Source organism: Actinophytocola algeriensis, assembly GCF_014203735.1.
GTDB lineage: Bacteria > Actinomycetota > Actinomycetes > Mycobacteriales > Pseudonocardiaceae > Actinophytocola > Actinophytocola algeriensis.
In genome coordinates this window covers 855,160-879,179 of record NZ_JACHJQ010000004.1, presented here as the reverse complement: position 1 = coordinate 879,179, position 24,020 = coordinate 855,160, and the positions used below count along the sequence as shown (strand labels likewise).

The following is a 24,020-nucleotide window of genomic DNA, read 5'->3' as shown; positions in this document are numbered from 1 at the left end:
GGTTATCTAAACCGGGGGACCTACACAAACCTCCACACAATCCTGCGAAGCGGACAACCCGGACAGCCCCGATCCGGCCGGGTGCCGCTTCCTGGCGCAAGGGGTGTCGCATGCGGTATCGGGTGCTGGGCCCGCTCGAGGTTGGCGACGGGGAAGCGCTCCCCAACCGGCGCAAGCAGCGCCTCCTGCTGGCGTTGCTCTTGTTCCACGCGAACACGGTGGTGCGCACCAGCTTCCTGCTGGACGCGCTGTGGGACGGCAGGCAACCCGTGTCGGCCAGCGCGAACCTGCAGTCCTACATCGCGGGGCTACGCCAGCTCGTCGGCAAGGAGCGCCTGGAGACTCAGCACGGCGGCTACGTACTGCGAGTAGCCGAAGGAGAGCTGGACGCGACATCGTTCACCGAGCTGGCCACCGCGGGCTCGCAGCTGCTCGAGGCGGGCGATCACGCTGGTGCCGTCGAGCGGCTGACCTCGGCGCTGGCGTTGTGGCGTGGCACGGTCCTGGACGGGCTGCCGCTCGTGGACGCGCTGCAGCGCGAAGCCGAGCGCCTCGACGACGCTCGGACACGCGCGCTGGAGGACCGCGTCGAGGCGCGACTGGAGCTGGGCCAGCACGCCGAGGCGGCGGCGGAGCTGCGCGCGCTCGTCGCACAACACCCGTTCCGGGAGCGCATCTGGCGCCTGTTGATGCTGGCGTTGTACCGGTCCGGCAGGCAGAACGAGGCGCTGGACGCCTACCAACGGATGCGCCAGTCGTTCGTCGACCAGCTGGGCATCGAACCCGGCAGCGAGACCCGGCGGCTGCACCAGCGGATCCTCACCGCCGACTCCGCTCTCGACCCGCGGCAGGTCCTGGTCCGGCCCCGCATGCTGCCGCCGGACGTGGCTCACCTGGTCGGCCGGGGTGACGAGCTGGACCTGCTGGACACGGTGGTGGCAGACAGATCGCGGGCCAGGCTGTCGGCCGTCGTCGGCCCCGCCGGGTTCGGGAAGACCTCGCTCGCGGTCCGGTGGGCACACCGGGTCGCCGAGCGGTTCCCGGACGGTCAGCTGTTCCTCGACCTGCGGGGCCACGACACCGGGTCACCGATGCGGGTGGAGCAGGCGCTCACGCAGTGCCTGCGGGTGCTTGGCACGCCCAGCACGCTGGTTCCGGTGACCGTGGACGAGCAGGTCGCGATGTACCGTTCCCTGCTGGCGAACCGGAAGATGCTCGTGGTGCTCGACAACGCGGCGAGCGCCGAGCAGTGCAGGCCGCTGCTGCCGTCGGCGCCTGGCTGTGCCGTCATCGTGACCAGCCGCAACGATCTGCGTGGGCTCGCGGTCGTCAACGACGCCACCATCGTGCGACTGGACGTGCTCGGCGCGCGCGAGGCGCACGACCTGCTGTGTGAACTGCTCGACACCGACATCGAACCGGACTCCATCGCCGAACTGGCCCAGCTGTGCGGATATCTGCCACTCGCACTGCGGATCGCGGCGGCGAACCTGGTGAGCGGCCAGTACCCGGCCGTGAGCGACTACGTGACGGCGCTGCGCGAGGGCGACCGGATGGCGGAACTCGCCATCGAGGGCGACCCGGACGTCGCGGTCCGCGCGACGTTCGACTTGTCGTACCGGGCACTCGACGCTGGGACGCGGCGGATGTTCCGGTTGCTCGGCGCGGCACCGGGCCTGGATTTCACCGTGCACGCGGTCGCCGCCGCCGGCGGTGTCCCGCCGGCACGGGCGCGCAGGCTGCTCGACACGCTGGTCGCGGCGAACCTGTTGGTCCAGCGGGGGAACCGGTACCAGTTCCACGACCTGATCCGGGAGTTCGCCGCGGGCCGGGCCCACGAGGAGGACAGCCCGGCCACGCGTCACACCGCGGGCACCGGCCTGCTCTCGTACTACCTGGAGACAGCGGATCGGGCCGTCGGCCTGCTGTACCCGGGAACTCGAAGACTCGAACCCCTGCCGGCCGCGGACCTGCCCGCAACCTCGCCCCTGGACACCGAAACCGCCGCGTTGCGGTGGCTGGACACCGAGAACTACAACCTGGTGGCAGCCGTGAAACGCGCGGCCGAGGTGGCTGAGTACCACACGTACGCGTGGCAGCTCACGGACGCGTTGCGCGGCTACCTCCAGGCGCGGGGCCACGCCGGCGACGGGCTGGCGATCTGCGCGGCCGCGCAGGAGGCGGCGCGGAGGTCCGGCGACCACCTAGCCGAAGCGTCCATGTTGGACCTCCGGGGCCTGATCCACTACAACCTCGGCGACTACCAGGCCGCCATCGACCAGCACACGATGGCACTCGAGGTCACGCGGCGCTCCGGTGACGTGCACGCCGAGACGGACTGCCTGCACAACCTCGGCCGCGTGTACTCCCAACTCGGGTTGCCGGGCCCCGCGATGCGCTACCACGAGCAGGCGCTGGCGCTGAGCCGCCAGTCCGGCAACCTCGACGCGGAGGCGCTGGCACTCAACTACGTCGGCGCCGCGCACCTGTCGTTCGGTGACGCCGTCGAAGCGTTCACCTGGCACCAGCTGGCACACGCGCTCAGTCGCCGCATGGGGAACCGGTACACCCAGGCACGCGCCCTCAACGGGCTCGGCCTGTGTTCGTGGACGCTGGGCGACCTGACCCGCGCGGCCGAGTACCACCGCGAGAGCCTGGCGCTGTGCATCGACCTCGGGCACCGGCACAGCGAGGTCGTGGCCCTGGTGTGCCTGGCGGAGACCTACTGCGACGCGGGCAGGTACGACGAAGCCGCTGCCCTGGCACACGACGCGATCACCAAGAGCGTGCAACTGGGCAACCGCCGCAACGAAGCCAGCGGCCTGGAGCTGGTCGCCACGGTCCGCCAGCGCCGCGGCGACAACGACGGTGCCGTCATCGACTACGTCACGGCCCTCGAACTGGCCCGCCGCATCGGCTTCGGCTACGGCGAGACCTCGATCCTGATCGGCTTGGCCGAGGCGCACCGCGGCCGCGGCGAACCCCACATCGGCCGGACCTACGCCGAGCAGGCCCTGGCGAAGATCCGGAAATCCGGCATGCGTGTCCTGGAGGCCCAGGCCACCACCACCCTGGCCCACTGCCAGGTGGACCTCGGCGATCTGGACCAGGCCGAAAGCACCACACAGCACGCCATCACCCTCGCCCGGCAAGGCCACCAGCGACTGGTGGAGGCCCGGGCGCTGCAGGTCGGCGACATCCTCCAACGGATCGAACACGACCAGCGGCAGCCCACGTGTCCTGGTGAGACGCCGCACTCGGCGACCCCGTGCGTGCCCTGCTGAGCGGGCTGGCACCGTCCTGTCGGTACGGTCCGAATCCCTCTCATGGGTGACGCACTTCCCTCTCGTTGGGGAACGCCCCCCAGCGCGCGGTCTCTACCGTCCAGGCTGTGACTGTGACATTTTCCGCAGAACCGGATGGCGTGTCGATGCGCCGGTTCGCCCGGCCACGGCGGTGGCCCGCTGCCGCGCTGGCCGTCCTGTTCCTCGGTTATGCCGCGGGCAAGGCCGCGTTCGCCATACAGGGACGACTCGGCTTCCCTGGCGGTCCCCCCGTCACGGCGGCCGAGACCGCGGGCTACTTCCTCGAACCCGCCCCGGCACAGTGGTTCGCGGCTGCCTCCGGTGTGGTGGGTGCGTGCCTCGTCCTGCTCACCGTCGCGCCCTTCGGCCGCCGGATCCCGAGAAGGCTCATGCTGCTCGTACTGGCCGGGGTGCTGGTGACCATCGGCTACGGCGCCGGGGTCATGATCATCGACGGGTTCGTCGGCGTCGGCGTCGGCTGGCGCTGGTACCACGGCGTGCTCGGCCTGGTGATGCTCACACTGGTCGTGGAAACGGTGCGCTCCTACTGGCTGCGAGACCGCCGTGAAGCACACTGACCTGACGCGAGCCGGCGCGTACGGCGCGGCCGCCTGTGCCGCGGCCTACGGCAGCATGAAACTCGCACAAGCACTGGGCGCGAACGCCCTGGCCGACAAGGATCCACTACCCCCGGCGCTGCGCGACCGACTGCTCGCCCGGGACCCGTTTTTCGTTGCCAGCCACTGGATACTGGCCGGGTTGGCGGCAGTGGGCGTTCTGGTCGCTCTGACGGCGGTGCGGCCGAGGGACACCGTCGTCCCGCGCAGACTGCTGGGCGCGCTGACCTGGACGCTGGGCATCCTCATGATCGCTCGAGCACTGGGCGCGGTCGGCTTCGGTTTCGTCGGCGACATCTTGGTGCTGACCGGAGCCCGCCCACTGCCACCGGGAATCGCACACACCCTGGCACGGTGGGACCTGATGCTGTGGTCGCCCTTCTTCCTGCTGTGGGGAGTGTGCTGGACACTGACCGGCCGACGCCTCCGCACAGCGAACCGCGACGAGAAGCCACCGAGCCCCCCGATCACCACCAAGCCGACGAACCACGAAAACGTCAACCCCACACCAACCCGAGCTGGCCTCTCCTGACAAGAACCTCGCGCACCCGAAACGCCACCATCCGGAGGATCATCCAACCTCAGCCATGATCACTGGTCGAATCTCCATGGCCGCCACATCGGCCGCGATGCTGAAGTAGCGGTATGAAGTCGACCTCGTCGATCACGCGGGTGGACGTGCCCGCCAGGCAGGGCAGAGCCGTACAGGTCGGCGCCGGGAACCTGGTGCGGGTGAGTTCGCCGGAGGGGGCGCAGGTGGGCGACCTCTTCGCCGTCGTCTCCGCCGACACCACAGAACACCTGAGCGCCGCCCACACCCGAGGACACGTCAACCGCCTGTTCCCGCACGTGGGCGAGCAGTTCGTCACCACCCGCAGGCGACCGATCCTGACCCTGGTGGGTGACACCTCGCCGAGCCGCCACGACATGCTGATCCCCGCCTGCGATCCCGCGCGCTACCAGCAACTGGGCCACCCGGGCCCGCACGCCTCCTGCGCGGAGAACCTGGAGACCGCCCTGCGCGGACTGGGCATCGAGATCGCGACGGTGCCACAACCGGTGAACGTGTTCATGGACGTCACCGTGAACGCCTCCGGGGAGCTGGTGTGGCAGTCCTCGCCTGCCGCTCCGGGGGCCACCGTGACCTTCCGTGCGGAACTGGACTGCGTGGTGGTCGTGTCGGCGTGCCCACAGGATCTCGTCGGCATCAACGGTCACGGCACCGGCCCCATGGCCATCGAGGTCCAAGGGTGACGCCCGACGAGGCGCTGAGCCGGGCCGGCGCGGACGACATGCGCGGCACCTTCATCACCGTCCTGCCGGAGCGCGCGCGGCGGGAGGCCAGTGCGAGCGCCGCCCGCCGCCGCGCAGGCGCCGCGATCGGTCCGCTCGACGGTGTTCCCGTGGTGTGGAAGGACAACTTCGACGTCGAGGGCACCGTCACCACCAACGGTTCGCTGACGCGCCGCGCGGCGCCGGTCGCCTCGTCCGACGCCAGCGCGGTCGCCACGCTCGCGTCGGCAGGCGCGGTGTGCCTGGGCAAGACCAACCTCAGCGAGTTCGCCTTCACGGGCCTCGGCCTCAACCCGCACTTCGGCAACCCCGTCAACCCGGTGGCGCCCGACCGCGTTCCCGGCGGCTCCTCCTCCGGATCATCGGTGGCCGTGGCGGCGGGGATCGCGGCGGTCGGGATGGGCTCCGACACCTCCGGGTCGATCCGGGTCCCGGCCGCCTTCTGCGGGATCGTCGGCTACCGCCCGAGCGTCCGGCGCTACGACCGCGGTGGGATGGTCCCGTTGTCCCCCCAGCTCGACAGCGTCGGAGTGCTCGCGAAGTCCCTCGACCTGGTCAGGGCGGTCGACGCGACGCTCGCCGCCGCACAGCCGGGCCGGCCCGCGACCACGATCGTGATCCCCGAAGGGGAGCTGGTCGAGGACTGCGCACCGCAGGTCACCGAGGCGTTCGACGCGGCGGTGAACGCCCTGGTGCGGGCTGGGTTTCCGGTGCTGCGGAGGCGAATCCGCGCTCTGGAGGACATGCAGCACCTGATCGACGAACACGGATCGCTCACCCTGGCCGACGCCTACCGCGCCTTCGGGCACCTGCGTGGCTCCACGGAGATCGATCCACTGGTGGCGCGTCGGCTCACCCGCCACAACCCGGCGCACGAGGTCGTCCGCGCGGCACTTCCCGCGTTGACCCGCCGCCTCGAATCCGAAGTGGACGAGTCGGTGGTCGTCTTCCCGACCGTCCGCGTTCCCGCCCCCACCGTGGCCTCGGTCGCGGACGTGGATTCCGCCGAAGTCATGAACCGGAAAGTGTTGCGCAGCACGATGCTCACCAGCCACCTGGACATGCCGGGAGTGGCCATGGGCAACGTGCTGCTGTCGGCGACGTCCGGTCGTGACGACACCCTCCTGGCGACGGCGGCCGGACTGGAGCGGTTCCTTCTTCCCCGCACGACACCACGAGAGGTATCCCGATGACCACGTCCCATCCCGCTCTCACCCCGGTCCGCCTCGGCGGGCACGAGCTGTCCTCGCGTTACGCCGTCGCACCGATGACGCGCGTGTCGGCCACGCCGGAGGGCGTCCCGACGCAGGACATGGCCCGCTACTACGCCGAGTTCGCCGACGGCGGCTTCCCCTTGGTGATCACCGAGGGCATCTACCCCGACAACGCGCACAGCCAGGGCTACCTCAACCAGCCCGGCCTGGTCACCGAGGCACACGTCGAAGGCTGGCGTGCGGTCACCGGCGCCGTACGCGGTGCGGGCGGGGTGTTGGTCGCCCAGCTCATGCACGCCGGCGCGCTGTCGCAGGGCAACCGGTACACGGCCGAGCGGATCGGTCCGTCCTCGGTCCGGCCGCTGGGCGAGATGATGCCCGAGTACGGCGGCAGCGGTCCCTGGCCTGCGCCAAGGGAGATGTCGGCGCAGGACATCGACGACGTCGTGGCGGGCTTCGTCGTCGCGGCGGGCAACGCGGTCGCCGCGGGCTTCGACGGCGTCGAGGTCCACGCGGCCAACGGCTACCTGCTGGACCAGTTCATCACCGACTACACCAACCTGCGCACCGACTCCTACGGCGGGCCGATGGCCAACCGGGTCCGGTTGACCGCCGACGTCACGCGCGCGATCAAGGCAGCGGTGCCGCCGGAGTTCGTGGTCGGGGTCCGGCTGTCGCAGACCAAGGTCAACGACTTCACCTACCGCTGGCCGGACGGGGAACGCGACGCCGAGACCGTGTACGCGGCACTGGCCGCGGCAGGGGCGGACTACCTGCACATCGCCAGCGAGGGCCGCAACTGGCTCGACACCGCGCGGCTGGCCGGTGGGCGCACGATCACCAGCGTCGCCCGCGAGGTCACCGGCCTGCCGGTGATCGCCAACGGCGGCATGCACGACGCGGTGCTCGCCGAGCGGGTGCTCGACGGTGGGCACGCGGATCTGCTGTCCGTCGCCAGGGCCGCCCTGGTGAACCCGGACCTGCCGCGCCGGGTGGCCAAGGACGTCGAGCTGGACCGGTTCGACCACGGCATGCTTGACCCGGCGGTCACCCTGGACAACGTGCGCCGGTGGCGGGAGGACAACCAGGTATGACGACGGACTCGTGGCTGGGCGGGGCGGCCGCCATCGCGACGCTCACGTTCGACGTGGACGCGGAGAGCCCCGTGCTGGCGGCGGGCGCGCACTACGCCGAGCACCTGATGACGATGACGCACCAGTCCTACGGGCCCGACGTCGGGGTGCCGCGCGTGCTGGACATGCTCGACGAACTCGGAGTGCCCGCGACGTTCTTCATCCCGGGGTGGGTCGCGCAGGCCCGCCCCGGCCTCGCGGCGTCCGTTGTGGAGCGTGGGCACGAGGTCGCCCACCACTCCTACGCCCACCGCGCCCCGACCTCGATGAGCGAGCAGGAGGAACGCGAGGACTTCGCCAGGGCGATGGCCGTCTTCGCCCGGCAGGGCATCGAGATCCAGGGCCACCGCGCGGCGCTGTGGGGCTCGCGGTGGCAGACCCCGGAACTGGTCGCCGAGCACGGCCTGCGCTACGACTCCTCGCTGATGGCCGACGACCGCCCCTACCGGATCGGCACCGCACGGGGCGAGCTCGCCGAACTGCCCGTGCACTGGTCACTGGACGACTGGGAGCAGTACGCCTTCCTGCCCGAGCCGCACATCGGCTCGGTCATCGAGTCGCCGGTGAAGGCACTGGAGCTGTGGCGCGCCGAGCTGGACGGGATGCGGCACTACGGCTGTCTGTTCAACCTCTGTTGCCATCCGTTCCTCTCCGGACGGCCCGGGCGGATCATGGCGCTGCGGCGGCTGGTGGAGTACGCCCTGGAGTGCGGCGACGTCACGTTCATGCGCTGCCGCGACCTCGCGGCCGCCGTGCTCGCCGACCCGGCGCTCACCGCCCGGCCGCTGCCGGAGCCGCCCAGCTACCCGTAGAACTCGGCCGCCTCGAGCGCGAGGTAGAGGTCCACCCGGTCCTCGGTGCGAGCCACGTCGCGCCCGGTCAGCTCGGTGACCTTGGCGAGCCGGTTGCGCAGCGTGTTGACGTGGACGAACAACGCCTCCGCCGTCGCCGCCCACTGCCCGCCGTGCTCGAGGAACGCCTGGACGGTACGGACCAGCTCGCTGCCGCGCTGGGCGTCGTGCTCGCGCAGTGGCCCCAGCACCACGTCGGCGAAGTCCCGCAACGTGTCGGCGTCCTGCAGGCCGAGCAGCAGGCGGTGGGTGCCGAGCTCGGCGAAGGTCGCGACCGGCGTGCCACCGCGGCGCCGGAGGACCTGGCAGGCGTCCCGGGAGCGCACGAGCGGCTGCTTGAGCCCGGCGGAGTTCTCCACGCTCCCGCCGATCCCGACCACCGTCCGGTGACCGGGGAACTGTCCGTCGACGGCGTGTGCCAGGCGAGCGGCGAGATCACGGAGGTCGGAGTCGGGTCGCCGCCACGGCACCACCGCGACGACGTCCCCGGTACCACCGGCCACGGCGGCCGGGGAGTTCTCGGCGAGGAAGAACTCCATGACCGCCTCCGCCAGTCCGGGCAGGGTCGGCGCCCCGGCACCCATGAAGGCCAGCGCCACCACCGCGAGCGAGCCGCCGGGGTCCACACCGAACGCCCGCAGCCTGCCCGGCACCTCGCCGCTGCGCTGCGGACCCGAGAGGATCATGTCCAGCAGCTCACTGGCGAAGCGCAGCTCGATCGCGTGCACCGCCTGCTGCTTGGCCACCTCCAGGCTGAGGAAACGGGCTGCCTGTTCCAGTGCGGCGCGTTCACCGTCGCCGAGCTCGCGCAGCGGGCGCAGGCACAGCAGCGCCGCGTCGAGGTCGCCGATCGCGCCGACGAGGAACACGCTCGCCACACGCCCGTCGCCGAAGTCGATCTCCAACGGCGGCGGGTGGTCGCCGAGGCGTTCGGCCACCGCGCGCCGCTGCTCCACCGTCGTGTCCGCTCCTGCCGCGGCCAGCAGCCGCCCGGCCCGGTCGACCACCACCAGCGGCACGTCGTAGTCGCGGCGCAGCACCTCCAGCACCCCGGAGGCGCCCGCACCGTGCGACAGCGCCGTCGCCAGCGCGTCCCCTCGCCGCACCATGCCGAGCAGGCCGGACTGGCGCATCGCGGCGTAGTGGCCGGCCGCCGCCCGCGTGACCGCCGTGAACGGCACGCCGACAGCGATCTCCACCAGGGGCAGCTGCGCCGTGGCACACGCGTCGATCACCGCCCGCGGTGTCCGTGGCAGCTGCTCGCGCAGCCCGAACACGATCCCGGCGGCGCCCGCACCGACCACGTTGCCGACGAACTCCTCCGCCCCGGCTTGTGCCAGCCACATCCCGTTGGTGAGCACGAGTTCCCGCTCGCCAAGGTACGACGAGGGATCGGTCAGCTCGGTGTTGTGCACCCACACCACGCGCTCGTCCAGCGCTCCCGCCCGGCCCTCCACGAGCAGACGTAGCCCAAGATCGGGGTTGTCGAGCAACGAGCGGATCGTGAACACGCTGTGAACTTAGTACAGCGAACCGGCGGGGAGCTAGAGCTTCCTCCACTGGTCAGGGATTGATCGGGGTGTTTCTGTATGGCAGATCACTCAGCACCCTTGGAGGTCGCCATGGCGGACGAACCGTCGGAGAGCGTGCGCTTCGACGCACACGGGATCGAGCCGATCCCGGACCACGGACGGGACTCCACACCGTGGGAGCAGTTCTGGATCTGGTCCGGCGCCAACATCGCACCGATCAACTGGGTGCTCGGCGCGCTCGGTATCACCCTCGGGCTGAGCCTGGTGGAGACGCTGGTGGTGGTCGCCCTGGGCAACCTGGTCGGCTGCGCGGTCTTCGGCTTGTGCAACGTGATGGGCCACCGCACCGGGGTGAACCAGATGGTGCTGGGCCGTGCGCCCTTCGGCCGCCGGGGCGCCAAGGTGCCGGGTGTCGTCCAGGGGTTGCTGGCGATGGCCTGGGTCGGGGTGAACACCTGGGTGGTCCTGGACCTGATGCTGGCGGTGCTGCGGCAGCTCGGCGTCGAAGGCGGTCCCTGGCTGCGGTACCTCGTCGCCGGCGTGATCATGGTGGCGCAGCTGTGGCTGGCGCTGTACGGCTTCTACGCCATCCGGACGTTCGAGAAGTACACGGTGCCCGCCACCGTTCTGGTGATGGTCGTGATGACGGTGCTCGCACTCAGCCAGGCGAACCTGGACTGGACCTCGTCGACCGCGACCACCACTCCGGACAAGTTCACCGCGGTGACCCAGCTGCTCACGGCGATCGGGGTGGGCTGGGGCATCACGTGGGTGCCCTACTCGGCGGACTACAGCCGGTTCGTCCGTCGCGGGGCCTCCACCCGTTCCGTGTTCTGGGCCTCGGCGCTGGGCATGTACCTGCCGACGGTGTGGCTCGCGGCCCTCGGTGCCTGCCTGGCCAGCGCGGGTGCCAGCAGCGATCCGTCCGCCATCGTGGTGAGCGCGTTCGGCACGATGGCGCTGCCGGTACTCCTGTTGATCATGCATGGGCCCCTCGCGACGAACATCCTCAACCTCTACTCGTCGTCGCTGGCCGCGCTGTCCATCGGGGTGAGGGTCGCGCGCTGGAAGCTCACCCTCTTCGCGGGCGTGATCGCCTCGGCGGTGCTGCTCATGTTGATGGGCGCGGACAGCTTCGCGCACGCCTTCGACAACTGGATGACCTCGATCCTGATCTGGATCAGCCCGTGGGCGGCCATCGTGCTGATCGACTACTTCGTGCTGCGCCGCGGCAGGCTGGACGTGTCGACGCTCTATGCCGGTCCCGCCTCGGTGAACTGGCGCGGGCTGCTGAGCCTCGGGATGGGCGTGGTCGCCGCGTGGACGTGGCAGTACGGGCTCACGCCGGTGATGCAGGGTCCGCTGGCGATCGCGATGAACAACACGGACTTCTCGTGGCTGTCCGGCTCACTGGTCGCGGGCGGGCTCTACTACGTGCTCCAGAGGAGCAGAACACCGTCCCGGCACGTGAGCGCTCCGGCAGAGCGAGTCCTGTCGTGAGGTCGCTCGCACACGGTGACAACAGTGCGGGGAGGGGTCCGGTGGGCATGACGAACTCAGCACAGACCTCGGTCTTGATCCCGGGGGCAACAAGGGACTTGGTTTCGAGGCGGCACGGCGGCTCGGGGAACGCGGTTGGATGTGCTGATCAACAACGCCGGCGCGCCAGGAAAGGTCGTGCCGCCCGCGGACGCGACGGCCGACGAGATCCATTCCGTCTACGACACCAACGCGTACGGGCCGATCAGGGTCACGCACGCCTTCCTTCCCCTGCTCCAGGCGGCGGACCACCCCCGGGCGGTGATGGTGTCCAGCGGCGGCGGTTCCTTCGCCGTGGTGACCGACCCGGAGCAGCCCGTCTCGAGAATGCACGAGCTGGCCTACAGCTCGTCGAAAGCGGCCGCTGAACATGCTCACGGTCCGACATGCCCAGGCGCTCCCCGGGATCAAGTTCAACGTCGCCACTCCAGGAGCGGTCGCCAACCACAAGTTCGCCGCGACCGACATGAACAACCACACCGGTCGGCGGATGTGGTCGCACATCCATCCTGCCGCCGGAAGACCCGTCCCCTGTTTTCAGCGAAGCCCCCTCCGAGTGCTGGTCGCGCCTGAGCACTGCATGTGTCGTACGTCACAGTCAGCCGTGTCGAAGCGCCGCGCACGACTCCGTCCCCGGGGTGTCCACCGCCGACCACACCGGCCACCCGAGGAGGAGACCGATCATGAACAAGAGCGCAGTCGACGAGGTCCTCAACCAGCCGCTCAGCCAGGAACTCCTGGCCCGCGACCTGACCCGGCTGGCCTTCGTCGCGATGGACGGCACCCCGAGGTCGATCCCGATCGGGTTCCACTGGAACGGCGCGGAGATCGTCATGTGCACCTCGACGAACGCGCGGAAGCTGCCCGCGCTGCGGCGCAACCCCGCGGTCGCGCTGACGATCGACACCGAGTCCCACCCGCCGAAGGTCCTGCTCCTCCGCGGCCAGGCCGAGCTGGACGAGGTCGACGGCATCCCCGACGAGTACCTGCAGTGGAACGGCGCCTACCAGATGACGCCCGAGCAACGGGCCGAGTGGGAGGTCGAGGTGCGGTCGCTCTACGACGGCATGGTCCGGATCGTGGTGACGCCGACCTGGGCCAAGCTGATCGACTTCGAGACAACCCTGCCCACCGCCATCGAGGAGCTCGTACGGCGACGGGACGAACGCCAGCGTGCCTGACACCCGAACACGCGCCGCCCACCCGGGCGGCCGACCCGGAAGGAGCCTCATGGAGGAGACCGGACAGCGGGACCGCGCCGCCGGACGCGTGGCGGTCAAGCTGGAGCACGTCGCCATCGTCGTCGACGACCTCGCCGCCGCCGTGGCGTTCTTCGCCGAACTCGGGCTCGACCTGGAGGGCGAGGCAACGCTCGAGAGCGACACGGTGGACCGGCTCAGCGGGCTCGACGGGGTCCGCTCGGACATCGCGATGATGCGGACCCCGGACAGCCACGGACGGCTCGAGCTGATCAAGTACCAGACGCCGCCGGGGCGGGGCGGCAACCCCGCGGCTCCGCCGAACACGCCGGGCATCCGGCACATCGTGTTCGCGGTGGAGGGCATCGAGGACGTCCTCGACCGCCTGCGGTCCCGCGGCGGTGAACTCGTCGGCGAGCTGGTCCGGTACGAGAACAGCTACCGGCTCTGCTACGTCCGCGGCCCCGAGGGGATCATCATCGAGCTGGCGGAACGGATCGGGTGAACAGCACAGCCGCCGCCGGCCACGCCCCGCCCCGCCAACGCCCGCCCAAAGGCACTGACCTCAGCAGAGTGCGGCCATCTTGTCGGCCAGCACCGTGCGCTCGATCGGTGGCAGTACCGGCCGGAACCGGCTGATGTGGTGGCCTTCGGCGGTGTCGGTGACGAACCGCGCGACCGCGGCGGGCGACGGGACCACGTCGCCGTCGAGGTACGCCACGACGGCAGGGGTTTCGGTGGGGTTCGTCTCCACGGCGATGTACCAGCCGAGGTGCTCGTCCCACACCAGCATCAGGTCGTGGCCGGGCCGGGCGGCGGAACGCAGGTCGAGGGCGAGGTAGGCGGTGGCCGTGTCGGTCACCTCGTGGCCGGTGGCGGACGCGGACACCCCGACGGCGGACGCGACCTGGTCTACGTAGACAGCCAGGCGGCTGCTGAGCGGCACCGGCACGCCTGCGGGGTCCTCCAGCCCGAGCATCGCCAGCAGGGCGGCGAAGTCGGTGCGGTCGCGCGCGTTGGAGGCGACGGTGTGCACCGCCATGCGCTGCTGCTGAGTCCGCTCCTGCTCCGCACGGGTGCGGGCTTCGACGAACTGGGACCGCGGGGTGGCTGTCATCGTGCTCCTGCCTGTCGATCACGGGTGGCTGGCCGCTGGGCGGTGGGTGCGCTCCGGTGCGGTTCCGCCTGCCGCAGGCGGAACACCTGCGGTTCCAGCCCTTGCCCGATCTGAGAAGTCCCTCGGTCGTGCGGGGCCGCACAACGGGGAGAAGCCGAGGACGAGGCCGACTCTGCTGCCAGCATGCGAAGTGCCATCGACTACTCCCGACAGTACAGCACCGACCCTGGAAACAGCCGGTTTCACCAGCACCGTGTACCGTGGGTGCTGGAGAGCGTGTCCCGCACCTTTTCCGCGGTTGCCACACGCACCCTTCGGCCGTCGACCGATATCACCGGTTTGCTCACGGCCCCACTTTCTTGAAAGGACTTCATCATCCCTGTACTTCCGGTAGGCGTACGTTTCAGCCACCCCCACCACGACGAGCAGCCCTCGGCTCCGGTCCGCCCGATGTCGCACGAGAACCTGTTCCGCGAACCCGCGCAAGCCCCGGCGCGTCCTGCTCCGGCCACTCGCCGCGCGGCCGGATAACCGCAGCACAACAGACCGAGCGGTCCGCGTCGGCATATGATCAACACATCCGGACCACAGGCGCCCGTGTCGCGGTGTCAGTTCCCCGGCGACCTCGTGGCGCCGGACTCCAGGTCCTTGTCCCCCGGTGCGACACCCAGGAAGCGGTGGCGACCATGACATCGATCCGGAACACCCCCACGGTCCGAACAGGCGGCCACGACTACGGCGAGCTGGCCCATCTGGTCCGGCAGGCCGGGTTGCTGCGCCGCCGGTACGGGTACTACGCCGTCAAGATCACCCTCAACGTCGTGGCGTTCGCGGCGGGCTGGGCGTTCTTCATCCACCTCGGCGACTCCTGGTGGCAACTGTTCCTCGCGGTGTTCTTCGCCGTGATGTTCGGCCAGCTGTCCTTCATCGGGCACGACGCCGGGCACAAGCAGATCTTCCGCACCGGCAGGGCGAACGACATCATCGGCTTCTGGCACGGTGGGATGGTCGGCCTCAGCTACTCGTCGTGGATGGGCCAGCACACGCGCCACCACGCCAACCCGAACCACGAGGACGACGATCCCGACATCCACATCCCGGCGATCGCGTTCACGACGGAACAGGCCGCGCAGCGGCGCGGTCTGTTCCGGTGGATGGCCAAGCGCCAGGCCTACCTCTTCTTCCCGCTCCTGTTGCTCGAAGGTTTCAGCCTGCACGTCTCCAGCGTGAAAGCCTTGTTGCACAGGGACCATCGCTCGCGTGCGCTGGAGCTCGCGCTGCTGACGCTCCACTTCGCCGCCTACCTGACGGTGGTCTTCCTGGTGCTCTCACCGCTGATCGCGGTGGCCTTCATCCTCGTGCACCAGTGCCTGTGGGGTGTCTACATGGGATGTTCCTTCGCCCCGGGGCACAAGGGCATGCCGACGGTCAAGCCCGGGCAGAAGCTGGACTTCCTGCGCAAGCAGGTGCTGACGTCCCGCAACGTCCGAGGTGGCAGGTGGGTCGACTTCACCCTCGGTGCGCTGAACTACCAGGTCGAACACCACCTGTTCCCCAGCATGCCGCGACCGAACCTCCGTCGTGCTCAACCGATCGTGCGCGCGTTCTGCGCACGGAAGGACATCGAGTACTCGCAGTGCGGGTGGCTCCAGACCTACGGGTACGTGCTGCGGCACCTCCACGCCGTCGGCGCACCGCTGCGGCTGGCCGACCGCTGACGTTCGGCACGGTGCGCGCGCCCGCCGGCGGTCAGTCGGCCGGGCCGCGCATGAGGAGCATCACCCGCAGCACGTGTTCCACCGCGCACGGGAACGCCGCACCGCGCAGCTCACCTCGGGTCTCGAGGTTGCGGGAGGCGAACTCCAGCATCCGGTCGGTACCGAGGCGCTGGACGACGAGCGCCGCGACCTCACCCAGGTCGAGACCGGGATGGTCGATACGCGCGAGAGCGAACTCGACCACGAGCTCCTCGTCCGTCATGACCCGAAGTCTAGGCCTGTGAAGGCGCTCTGCGTCGCCTCGTTCCCCGGGCCGCTGTCGAGGTGGCCCGTCGCAGGCCGACGGCCACGACCGTCCCGTTCGGACCGACGTGGTCGGCGAGCCACCCCTCCCGCGTCCAACGAGCGGCAGCGCGACCCGGAGCGGACCACGGCGCGACCCGGACGACGAGGACCCCGAGCCGGGAGGAGCGTGACGCGCGCCTGCGGCACGAGGTGGAGCAGATCGGCGCCCGCCAGGAGGCGGGTGAACGGGACGACCGGATCGACCCGGCCGTGCTGCAGCTGATCATCAACTGGCGTCGCTGCTCACGAAAAGGTGACACCTGACGCCCGTATTGTCCGGTCTTCCTCTTCCGTGACACCATTTCCGTACGCGAGTTCTCGCGCTTCGTGATACGGAAGGGATCTTTGTGTTCAAGCGAATGCTCTCCGCTTTCGGGGTCGGCGGGCCCTCGGTCGATACCGTCCTCGACTCGTCGATCGCCCGTGCTGGGGAGGTGCTCAAGGGGCAGGTCCGGATCCAGGGCGGTTCGAACGAGGCCGTCATCGACCAGGTGGTGCTCTCGCTCGTCACCCGGGTAGAGGTCGAGCACGGCGGCGACGAGTCGCGCGGCACCGGGGAGTTCTTCCGGCTCGTCGTGCAGCGCGACGTCCGGGTGCCCGCCAACGAGCGGCTGGACATCCCGTTCCAGCTCGCGCTGCCGTGGGAGACCCCGGTGACCGCGGTCGGCGAGGTCGCCCTGCCGGGCATGGTCGTCGGGGTGCGCACCGAGCTGGTGATCAAGGGCGCGCCGGACAAGGGCGACCTCGACCCGGTGATGGTGCGGCCGCTGCCGTCGCAGGACGCGGTGCTGGAGGCGTTCGGCGAGCTGGGCGCCACGTTCCGCTCCGCCGACGTCGAGATGGGCCGGATCGTCGCGGTGCCGCAGGAGCTGGGCTTCTACCAGGAGATCGAGTTCTTCCCGCCGTCGCAGTTCGCGGGCAGGCTCAACCAGGTCGAGCTGACCTTCGTCACGAACCCCGACGAGCTGTGGGTCGTGCTGGAGGCCGACAAGCGCGGCGGGCTCCTGCGCCCTGGCGGTGACACGTTCGGCCGGTTCCGCATGACGCACGAGGAGGCCGAGCAGGCCGACTGGACCGGCATCATCGGCGGCTGGCTCACCGACGCCGCGGGCCGCGCACCTCGGGGGAACCCGGCCTTCGGCGGCGGCCACCACGGGCACCACGGACGGCGTGGTCCCGGCATGGGCGCGGTGGTCGGTGGTGCCGCGGCGGGTCTCGTCGGCGGCATGATCATCGGCGACATGATGGACGGTGAGCTGTTCGACGGCGGCGACGACATGGGCGGCGGCGAGGAATAGCCCTTTCGTGCGCCGGTTCCCGCCCTCGCGGGAACCGGCGCACGGCCGACGTGCACCCCGAAAGGCGATGCCACCCGAACAGCGGTGCGCCGTGCCGCCACAGTCGGTAATGTCGATGTCTCCCTGGGTGTAGGGAGATCGTGGTGGCCAGACCTCGTCGGGAGCCGGTCGATCCCGGCCTGCTCGCACGGTTCCTCCACGCGCTGCGCCGCACCCCCATCCCCAGCGCACCCTCCCCGCACGACAGCTACCAGGAAGCGCTCGGGCTGAACCTCCTCGCGCTCGGGCTGCGGCTGGAACACGTGGACCGGATGAGCGAGACGCTGACGCTCGCAGACTCCACGCACATGGCCCGCACAGTCAGCATCGACATCAACATGAACGTGCTGACCGCGGACCAGAAGTGGGCGCTGCGGACCGATCCGGGCGCCGACTCGCCGGACTCCGTGTGGCTGCCGGTGGCCCGGCACTCCCGCACCGCGCAGGCGTCGTTCGTGGTGCGGGACTCGGCGGGCAACGTCGTGCCGCGCACCACGCAGGTGGAGACGGCGCGGGCGCTGATCCACGGACTGTGCCGCGCCTTCCGCATGTTCCTCACCTCCGACCCGCGCACCGAGGACCGGGAGGAACTGCTCCACGGCATCAAGCACACCCTCAACCGGTCCCGCTGGCTCATCGAGGCGACGATCGCCGCCATGGTGACCGGTGGGCGGCCACGGCTCGGCGCGCTGCCACCGTCCCCGCCCGACAACGTCCGCCCCACCGACTCCGACATCATCCGCGAGAAGGCCGCGACCGCCGTCACGCAGCTGTTCGAGCCGGACAGCCCGTTCCTGCGGCTGCTGGACATCGCGTCGTCGGAGTACCTGCTCGTGGTGGCGATGCCCGCGCAACGCGCGCAGACGTTCATCCGCTACGACGCGCCGGTGATCCCCGCGCTGTCCAAGCACCTGCGGCCCCGCAACACGTTCGCGCGCTGGGTGGGTGTGCGCCACGAGTTCACCGTGCGGTACACGACGCTCATCCCGCGAGCCGTGAACTCCTACCACGTCACGGCAGAGGTGCCACAGGAGATCCAGGTCCGGCGGTTCTTCCTCACCACCGACGTGGACTCCCCCGCGCTGCGCTCGCTCGTCGCCGACATGCGCGCGGTGGCCGACAGCTACGACAACCTCCGCGCGGTCGCGCCGAAACTCCTCGAGCTGGAGCTGCAGGGGATCGCGAGCAGGCTCGCCGAGTTCGGCAGGCGCCGCGAACGCGACCTCGCGGAGTTCCGCGCCTACATCGAGGAGCGGTACGCGACGTTCTCCAGCAGGCCACCGCGTTTCCCGCCGCGCCCCGACACGACGACCCCGGCCGAGGACACCGGGCTCGGGCTCGAACAGCCGATCATCGCGAAGCTGGAGCGGTTCGCGAACCTGTACGAGGCCGACTGGTTCCGCAAGCTCGCCGACGGGCCGATGACCAGGGACACCCTGCTGCGGCTCGCCGACGAGCTGGAGGAGACGCAGGTCGACCAGGACGTCCACACCGACAACGACCCCCGGGAGAACGCGGGCCACGCGCAGTGGCAGCGGCGGCCGTTCGGCGCCGACCCGCGGCCGGTCGAGCCGGTCACCTCGACCGTCTACATGGCACTCGTGGACGACCCGCCGTCGCTCGCGTCGAACGTGGCCAAGCTGCTGCTGGCGGTGCTGGTGCTCGTCGTCAGCTTCGGCGTGGTGCTGGAACCCGCCTACTTCGCCGGGGTGCCGGTGCTCGGTTCGGCAGGCGAGTCGTTCCACCCGGTGGTCGACGACGGCGGGCCGATCTCGTCGGCGGACGCGATCGTGACGATGCTGCTGCTCGTGCCCGGCCTTCTCCTGTCCCGCCTGGAGATCCCGTCGAACAAGACCGTGCTCGGCCAGCTGCGCCTGTTCCCGCGCTACGTCGCGTACTCGTCGGTGATCATCGCGGGCGCGCTCGCGCTGCTGGTCGCGTCCGGCCGGTCCGGTTCGCTGCGGGTGCCGTTCCTGTTGGGGATGCTCGCGCTGCTGGTGCTGTTCCTGTTCGTGGGGCTGGACGGGCTGGGCAAGGCGGTCAAGCGCCGCAGGCGGGTGCCGGTCAACAAGGTGAGCCCGACGTGGCTGGTGGACGAGATCCGCGGCCGCCGGGTGCGGCGCTGGAAACGGTGCCGCGCCGAGTTCACCACCATCGGCACGGAGAACGACTCAGAGGGCGACCATGCCTAGCCCCGGTCTGCGCCACCCCGCGCTCGCGTCGGTCGCGGCGCGGGTCGCGAGCTCCGGCAGCCCGTCGGTCCTGTTCGACATCACGCACGACGGCCCGGAGACGGGGTTGCCGCCCGCGGACCTCGTGCCGCCGACCGCCCGCGACCAGACCGCGACGGAGACCCTCGCGTTCCACGTGGCAGGCGTGGGGTTCCAGGTGCACACGTGGACCCCGGTCACGCCGAGCAAACAGCAGGACGGGGTGACGACCAGCCGCATCGCGGTGCGCAGACACGAGACGAACGGGCACGGCCCGGCACGCGGGGTGTTCGCGGGCAGCGTCGTGATCAACCCGGACTTCCTGTACGACACCGACCACAGCGTCGAGGTCCTCCTGACGCTGGACCACGACCCGTGGCGACCGACGTACACGGACTCGCTGATGATCACGCTGGCGTACCAGGGCCTGACGGCCGCGGCCGCGGCCGGCGGCGCCGGCGGCGCGCCCGTGTTGTTCCTGCAGTCGCCGGTGGCCCCGTTCCGCGACCCGGGCAGGCAGTTCCGCGTCGACGGTTCCGGCGAGGCGCCGCGACACGCGAACGGCATGGCGCTGCGGATGATCGTCGGGCTGGAGCAGGACAACCACGGCAAGCGGATCGCACTCATGTGCGCACTCGCCGAGCTGGCCAGGGAGAACGGTTTCGGCCTGCAGGTGGCGGACCGCCGGTTCGGCCGCGTCCGCGGCGAGTGGTGGTCGGTGCTGCCGCCGGACGGGAAGCGTTACCTGGCAAGGAAGGTGGACCTGTTCGGGTGGGCACCCGACGCCGTGCCCTCGGCCGTGCAGCTGCTCACGTTCGTGGGCCCCGCGCGGCTCGGTTCGTCGGCCGCGATCGCGTCGGACCTGTTGTCCCGCAACGTCGGCATGCTCGCGGTGTCCGAGTCGTCCATGCAGGAGATCGCGTTCATCAACATGGTGGTGCCCCTGGCCCCGGCCCGCATCGGCCGAGCACGCCTGTCGAGCACCACCCTGACGATCGCGGACGGCCTCGGCCAGACGGCCAGCGAATGCGGCCTGACGAGGCGGCAGGCCGTACGCGCCAAGAGCCGCGTCACCGACTCGGCCGCCACCGACTACCGCGTGCTCAGGACCGGCCCGATGCGCCCACCCATCAAGGAGTGGGTGTCGACTGTGGACCATCCGCTGTGGCTCTCGTGGGGCCTCCCGCTGGGCGGCAGGAAGCTACCGGACGTGGCCGAACTGGTCGCGACCCTGCTGCGCACGGCCACCGACCGCGTGTCGACGGCCCGCCTCGACTACTACCGGGCCCGAGTCCTCCCGAACGGCAACGTCACGGGCCGGGCCAAGATCGCGGTGTCGCTGGTGGACGACGTGGACCCGGAGAACATCCCGGAACTGCTGAGCGAACTGTGCCCGTGGGCCCAACGGGAAGCAGTGGCCCACCTGATGGCCGACGACGTGGCCCTCGGCGCCATCCGCCTGCGCCTGGCCTGGCGAGAACGCTGGCTGGGCCACACGGGCACGATCGCGTGAGTCAGAGTTCGTACTGCTTCGCGTCCCGCCACAACGTCTCCGCCTCGTCGTGGAACACCTGGTACGCGGCACTCCCCTTCGACAACACGAACTTCGAAGCACCCGGCGTCTGGTAGGTGTAGTACTCGGCGAACAACACCGACCCGGTGTCGACCGCCCCGACCGGCATCGGGTGCGACGTGAGCCGCGCCGACAGACGGCCGCCGGTGGCCGCTTTCATCTCGGTCAACAGGACTCGATGCGCCTGCGCACACCCTCGGCAGTGCGCTCCGCGTAGTAGTACCGATCGGCGACCGGCGCGACGGCCGCACTGCCGGGATCGACGAGCACCACCCTGATCTCCGCGCAGGGGGCCGCTAGGTCCAGCGCAGGGTGCGGTGCGTGTCGTCCGGGCGGGTGCGGGCCGCAGCAACCGTGCGTTCGGCCGCCTCGGGCGAACCGGCGTGCAGCAACGCCGTCCCCGGCAGCACGTTCGCGACCGCCGCCGCGAACGGTGCCACCCGGTCGCGGGTCGCGCCGAGCACACGCGGCACCCGCCACGTGTGCTCGCCGTTCACCAGTAGCCAGCGCGGTGTGCCCAGTGGGCCCATGACCTCCTCGAACGCGTCCGCCCACAGGGTCGCCGCGTCGTCGTCAACGCCGTCGATCGTCGTGGACGTGCCGTCCGCGGTCGCGTGCGTCGTGACGCGCGCGGCCGTCAGCTCCGGGTGGCCCGCCGCCGCGAGACCGGCCGCGACCGCCTCGCCCAGCAACCGCAGGAACCCCTCCCTGGACCGCATCCGGCCTCGTGCCAGCAGAACCGGCGGCAGCACCCCGGCCCCGCACACCACCGCGAGCACCGCCACCACCGGCCACCCGGCCGCCACGGCACCCGCGCCCGCCACGGCACCGGCCACCGCACCCGTCGTCGCGCCGACCGTGCGCCACCGGCGGCCCCGCGTCCGCACCTGCCTGCGCACCCGCCGGCCAGCCACGTGCACGACACTCGTCGCCACCCCGGCCGCGTCCACACCCGCCCACATGCGCCGGGTCGCGGCCCGGTCGGCCATCAGCCCGGCGCTCTCCGCGTTCAGCGCCGCGTGCTCGCCGGGTGCGGGCGGCGCCGGATCGCCCGCCCTCGGGTGCACCTTGGCCGCGCCGGTCACCAGCGTCCCGTCGCGGGCCGGGCCCCACCACCGCGCGTGCCGCCTGCGGAACCGGCGCCAGTCGCCATGCGCGGTCGGGTGCGCGATCACGACGTCCCACAGCGACGCGACCTTGTCCGGCCGCTCCGGGTCGATCCGCAGCGCCCGCCCGCGCAGCTGCGTCATCGCCGTCGTGCTCGCGACCTCGCTCAGGTCCACCAGCACGTTGAGCCGAGGGAAGTTCCAGCCCTCGCCCACCAGTCCCCGCGTGGCGACAAGCGTGTGCGCGGCGCCGTCGGTGAGCGCGGCGGCCGCCGCGCTCAGCCACCGCGCCGTGCCCCACGACGGCCCGTGCCCCACCAGTTCCACCACGGACGGGATGTCGCTGCCCCGCGTGGAGATCCAGCGCCCGTCGGTCGCCGCCACGTTGACCGCGTGCGCCACCCGGTCGGCGGTGAGCGCATCGCACCACGCGCCGCTGCCCGTCACGCACAGCACGCCCCGCGCGGCCACCGCACCCTCCGCGCACACCGCGGCGAGCACCCGTGCCGCCGTCCCCGCGTCCGTGCCCGCGTCGCCGCCGAGCGCGGCCCGCGCGGCGGCGGGCGGACTCGTGGCGCGGTCCCGTTCCACGACCACCAGCGCGCACAGGTCGTCGCCGCGCTGCGCCTCCTCGTGCCGCAGGATCTCGCCTGCCGCGCTGCCTTTCGCGGTGGACCGGGAGCACACGATGTCGGCGACGGACCGCGTCCACCGCACCCCGGACGCGGACAGCGCGACGCCGTGGCGGCGCAGCACCTGCTTCACCTCGTCCCGCACGTCTTTCGGCGTCTCGTCGAGCGGGTCGTGCAGCCACGCGTCGAGCAGCAGGATCCGGTCGTCGAGGGTCAGCTCCCCGGTCGCCTCCGCGTCCATGCCGCGCGCGACGAACCAGCGGGCCAGCGCCTCGGCGACGAGCGGGTCGGCGTCCGCCAGCCGCTCCCAGCCGTCCTCTTCGGACTCCACCCGGGCGACCGCCCACTCGATGAACGGCTCACCGACGAGGTGGTCGTCGAGCCGGCCTGCGAACGAGGACGCCCACGTGTCGAGGAACGTCGTCTCCTCCGGTGCCAGCTCGGCGACGCGCACCCCGTCCCGCCACGGCGCGACGCCGCCCTCCGCGACCATCGCCGCGAGGTGCAGCTCCGCGTCGACCTCGCCGAGCAGACCGGTGTAGTTCAGTCCTTCCTGGACGGACCCGGGCTCGGGCAGCGTGGCGGTGAGGCCGATGACCGCGACGTCCCGGTCCGCCGCGAGCCGCGTCACGAGCGCGTTGACCACCAGCGCCCACCAGTCGAGCAGGTGGTGGCACTCGTCGAGGACGACACAGCCGACGCCGAGCCCGGCGATCCGCTCGACGACCGCCGACGCCCGCGCCCCGAGCAGCCGCTCGGCCGGCACGCCGACGTCCTCACCGGTGGCGAGTGACCGGCGCAGGACCCGGACGTGCCTGCCGAGCTCCTTGCGGGCCTGCGCCGGGTCCCGCCGCTCGACGGCGTCGATCCGGTCCCGCGCCGCGTCCTCCCCCACCTTGTCGGTGACCTCGGCGAGCCACAGCCGCCGCGCGGCGGCGTGCAGGTCGTCGGCCGCGGCGCCGGGGTTGCCGAGGAGCTGGTAGGTGATCGAGTACAGCTGGGCGGACCGGTCGAGGTCGGTGGTCGCGAACCTGGGCGGCGCCCCGAACGACGCGACCGCGCCACGCCACTGGTCGCGGATGGCCGTCGTCGGCGACAGGACGAGCGTGCGGGTGCCGTGCCACCTGGCCAGCTCCAGCCCGACGAGCGTCTTGCCCGCCCCCGGCGGCGCGCACACGTGCCAGCGCCGGTCGGTGACGTGCCCGCACAACCCCAGCAGGTGCCGCTGCGACTTCCGCCACTCGAACGCCGGCGCGAGCCCGTCCCAGGGTTGTGTCACCGGTCCCTCCGCCCCTCGTC

General features: G+C 71.1%; 20 protein-coding genes and 1 pseudogene. 16 read left to right on the top strand and 5 right to left on the bottom strand.

Annotated elements, in window-relative coordinates; all coding sequences use genetic code 11:
• Window positions 1-110 precede the first annotated feature (110 nt).
• The 7 genes from FHR82_RS22150 to FHR82_RS22120 all read left to right on the top strand — a co-directional run bounded on the left by FHR82_RS22150 (window position 111) and on the right by FHR82_RS22120 (window position 8,374).
• Window positions 111-3,284, top strand: coding sequence for an AfsR/SARP family transcriptional regulator (locus tag FHR82_RS22150; protein WP_184812354.1), 3,174 nt, complete (start codon window positions 111-113; stop codon window positions 3,282-3,284).
• Window positions 3,285-3,391: 107 nt separating this feature from the next.
• Entirely contained in the window at window positions 3,392-3,883 is a 492-nt protein-coding gene (locus FHR82_RS22145; protein ID WP_221464191.1) for a hypothetical protein, read from the top strand.
• A complete protein-coding gene (locus FHR82_RS22140) occupies window positions 3,870-4,454 on the top strand; it encodes a DUF3995 domain-containing protein (protein WP_221464032.1) in 585 nt (194 codons plus the stop codon). The genes FHR82_RS22145 and FHR82_RS22140 overlap by 14 nt, the downstream gene beginning before the upstream one ends.
• A gap of 113 nt (window positions 4,455-4,567) precedes the next feature.
• Entirely contained in the window at window positions 4,568-5,176 is a 609-nt protein-coding gene (locus FHR82_RS22135; RefSeq protein ID WP_184812353.1) for a DUF1989 domain-containing protein, read from the top strand.
• The gene (locus tag FHR82_RS22130; RefSeq protein WP_184812352.1) at window positions 5,173-6,408 is read left to right on the top strand and encodes an amidase family protein; all 1,236 of its coding nucleotides are present in this window, start codon (window positions 5,173-5,175) and stop codon (window positions 6,406-6,408) included. Before FHR82_RS22135 ends, FHR82_RS22130 begins: the two co-directional genes overlap by 4 nt.
• Complete coding sequence (locus tag FHR82_RS22125) at window positions 6,405-7,523, top strand: oxidoreductase (RefSeq protein ID WP_184812351.1); 1,119 nt, start codon at window positions 6,405-6,407, stop codon at window positions 7,521-7,523. Before FHR82_RS22130 ends, FHR82_RS22125 begins: the two co-directional genes overlap by 4 nt.
• Entirely contained in the window at window positions 7,520-8,374 is an 855-nt protein-coding gene (locus tag FHR82_RS22120; RefSeq protein WP_184812350.1) for a polysaccharide deacetylase family protein, read from the top strand. Before FHR82_RS22125 ends, FHR82_RS22120 begins: the two co-directional genes overlap by 4 nt.
• Here the strand turns inward: FHR82_RS22120 and FHR82_RS22115 are convergent.
• Window positions 8,365-9,924 (bottom strand): PucR family transcriptional regulator, encoded by a 1,560-nt coding sequence (locus FHR82_RS22115; RefSeq protein WP_184812349.1) that lies wholly within the window; start codon window positions 9,922-9,924, stop codon window positions 8,365-8,367. The genes FHR82_RS22120 and FHR82_RS22115 overlap by 10 nt on opposite strands.
• Window positions 9,925-10,035: 111 nt before the next feature.
• Here FHR82_RS22115 and FHR82_RS22110 point away from each other — a divergent pair, with 111 nt between their 5' ends.
• From FHR82_RS22110 to FHR82_RS22095, 4 genes and pseudogenes are all read left to right on the top strand, one after another.
• The gene (locus FHR82_RS22110; protein ID WP_221464031.1) at window positions 10,036-11,445 is read left to right on the top strand and encodes a purine-cytosine permease family protein; all 1,410 of its coding nucleotides are present in this window, start codon (window positions 10,036-10,038) and stop codon (window positions 11,443-11,445) included.
• Window positions 11,446-11,574: 129 nt separating this feature from the next.
• Window positions 11,575-12,057 (top strand): annotated as a pseudogene (locus tag FHR82_RS48030) (SDR family NAD(P)-dependent oxidoreductase); the annotation flags it as partial.
• A 110-nt stretch (window positions 12,058-12,167) separates the two neighbouring features.
• Window positions 12,168-12,665 (top strand): pyridoxamine 5'-phosphate oxidase family protein, encoded by a 498-nt coding sequence (locus tag FHR82_RS22100; protein WP_184812347.1) that lies wholly within the window; start codon window positions 12,168-12,170, stop codon window positions 12,663-12,665.
• A gap of 49 nt (window positions 12,666-12,714) precedes the next feature.
• On the top strand, window positions 12,715-13,188 hold the full coding sequence (locus tag FHR82_RS22095; protein ID WP_184812346.1) for a VOC family protein: 474 nt from the start codon (window positions 12,715-12,717) through the stop codon (window positions 13,186-13,188).
• A gap of 60 nt (window positions 13,189-13,248) precedes the next feature.
• On the opposite strand, the gene FHR82_RS22090 is transcribed toward FHR82_RS22095, so the two are convergent.
• Window positions 13,249-13,800: a DUF6292 family protein gene (locus tag FHR82_RS22090; RefSeq protein WP_225944101.1), complete on the bottom strand. Its 552-nt coding sequence runs from the start codon at window positions 13,798-13,800 to the stop codon at window positions 13,249-13,251.
• A 686-nt stretch (window positions 13,801-14,486) separates the two neighbouring features.
• Here FHR82_RS22090 and FHR82_RS22085 point away from each other — a divergent pair.
• The gene (locus FHR82_RS22085; protein ID WP_184812345.1) at window positions 14,487-15,518 is read left to right on the top strand and encodes a fatty acid desaturase family protein; all 1,032 of its coding nucleotides are present in this window, start codon (window positions 14,487-14,489) and stop codon (window positions 15,516-15,518) included.
• Window positions 15,519-15,549: 31 nt separating this feature from the next.
• On the opposite strand, the gene FHR82_RS22080 is transcribed toward FHR82_RS22085, so the two are convergent.
• Complete coding sequence (locus FHR82_RS22080) at window positions 15,550-15,780, bottom strand: hypothetical protein (protein WP_184812344.1); 231 nt, start codon at window positions 15,778-15,780, stop codon at window positions 15,550-15,552.
• A gap of 62 nt (window positions 15,781-15,842) precedes the next feature.
• On the opposite strand from FHR82_RS22080, the gene FHR82_RS22075 reads away from it, so the two are divergent.
• The 4 genes from FHR82_RS22075 (at window position 15,843) to FHR82_RS22060 (ending at window position 20,923) form a co-directional block, all read left to right on the top strand.
• Entirely contained in the window at window positions 15,843-16,127 is a 285-nt protein-coding gene (locus FHR82_RS22075; RefSeq protein WP_184812343.1) for a hypothetical protein, read from the top strand.
• An 83-nt stretch (window positions 16,128-16,210) separates the two neighbouring features.
• Window positions 16,211-17,161: a sporulation protein gene (locus tag FHR82_RS22070; RefSeq protein ID WP_184812342.1), complete on the top strand. Its 951-nt coding sequence runs from the start codon at window positions 16,211-16,213 to the stop codon at window positions 17,159-17,161.
• Between the two features lie 143 nt (window positions 17,162-17,304).
• Window positions 17,305-19,392 (top strand): hypothetical protein, encoded by a 2,088-nt coding sequence (locus FHR82_RS22065; protein WP_184812341.1) that lies wholly within the window; start codon window positions 17,305-17,307, stop codon window positions 19,390-19,392.
• Window positions 19,385-20,923: a hypothetical protein gene (locus tag FHR82_RS22060; protein ID WP_184812340.1), complete on the top strand. Its 1,539-nt coding sequence runs from the start codon at window positions 19,385-19,387 to the stop codon at window positions 20,921-20,923. Before FHR82_RS22065 ends, FHR82_RS22060 begins: the two co-directional genes overlap by 8 nt.
• Before the next feature lies 1 nt (window position 20,924).
• On the opposite strand, the gene FHR82_RS22055 is transcribed toward FHR82_RS22060, so the two are convergent.
• Both FHR82_RS22055 and FHR82_RS22050 read right to left on the bottom strand, forming a co-directional pair.
• A complete protein-coding gene (locus FHR82_RS22055) occupies window positions 20,925-21,152 on the bottom strand; it encodes a hypothetical protein (RefSeq protein WP_184812339.1) in 228 nt (75 codons plus the stop codon).
• A gap of 127 nt (window positions 21,153-21,279) precedes the next feature.
• The gene (locus FHR82_RS22050; RefSeq protein WP_184812338.1) at window positions 21,280-24,000 is read right to left on the bottom strand and encodes a DEAD/DEAH box helicase family protein; all 2,721 of its coding nucleotides are present in this window, start codon (window positions 23,998-24,000) and stop codon (window positions 21,280-21,282) included.
• Window positions 24,001-24,020: the final 20 nt, after the last annotated feature.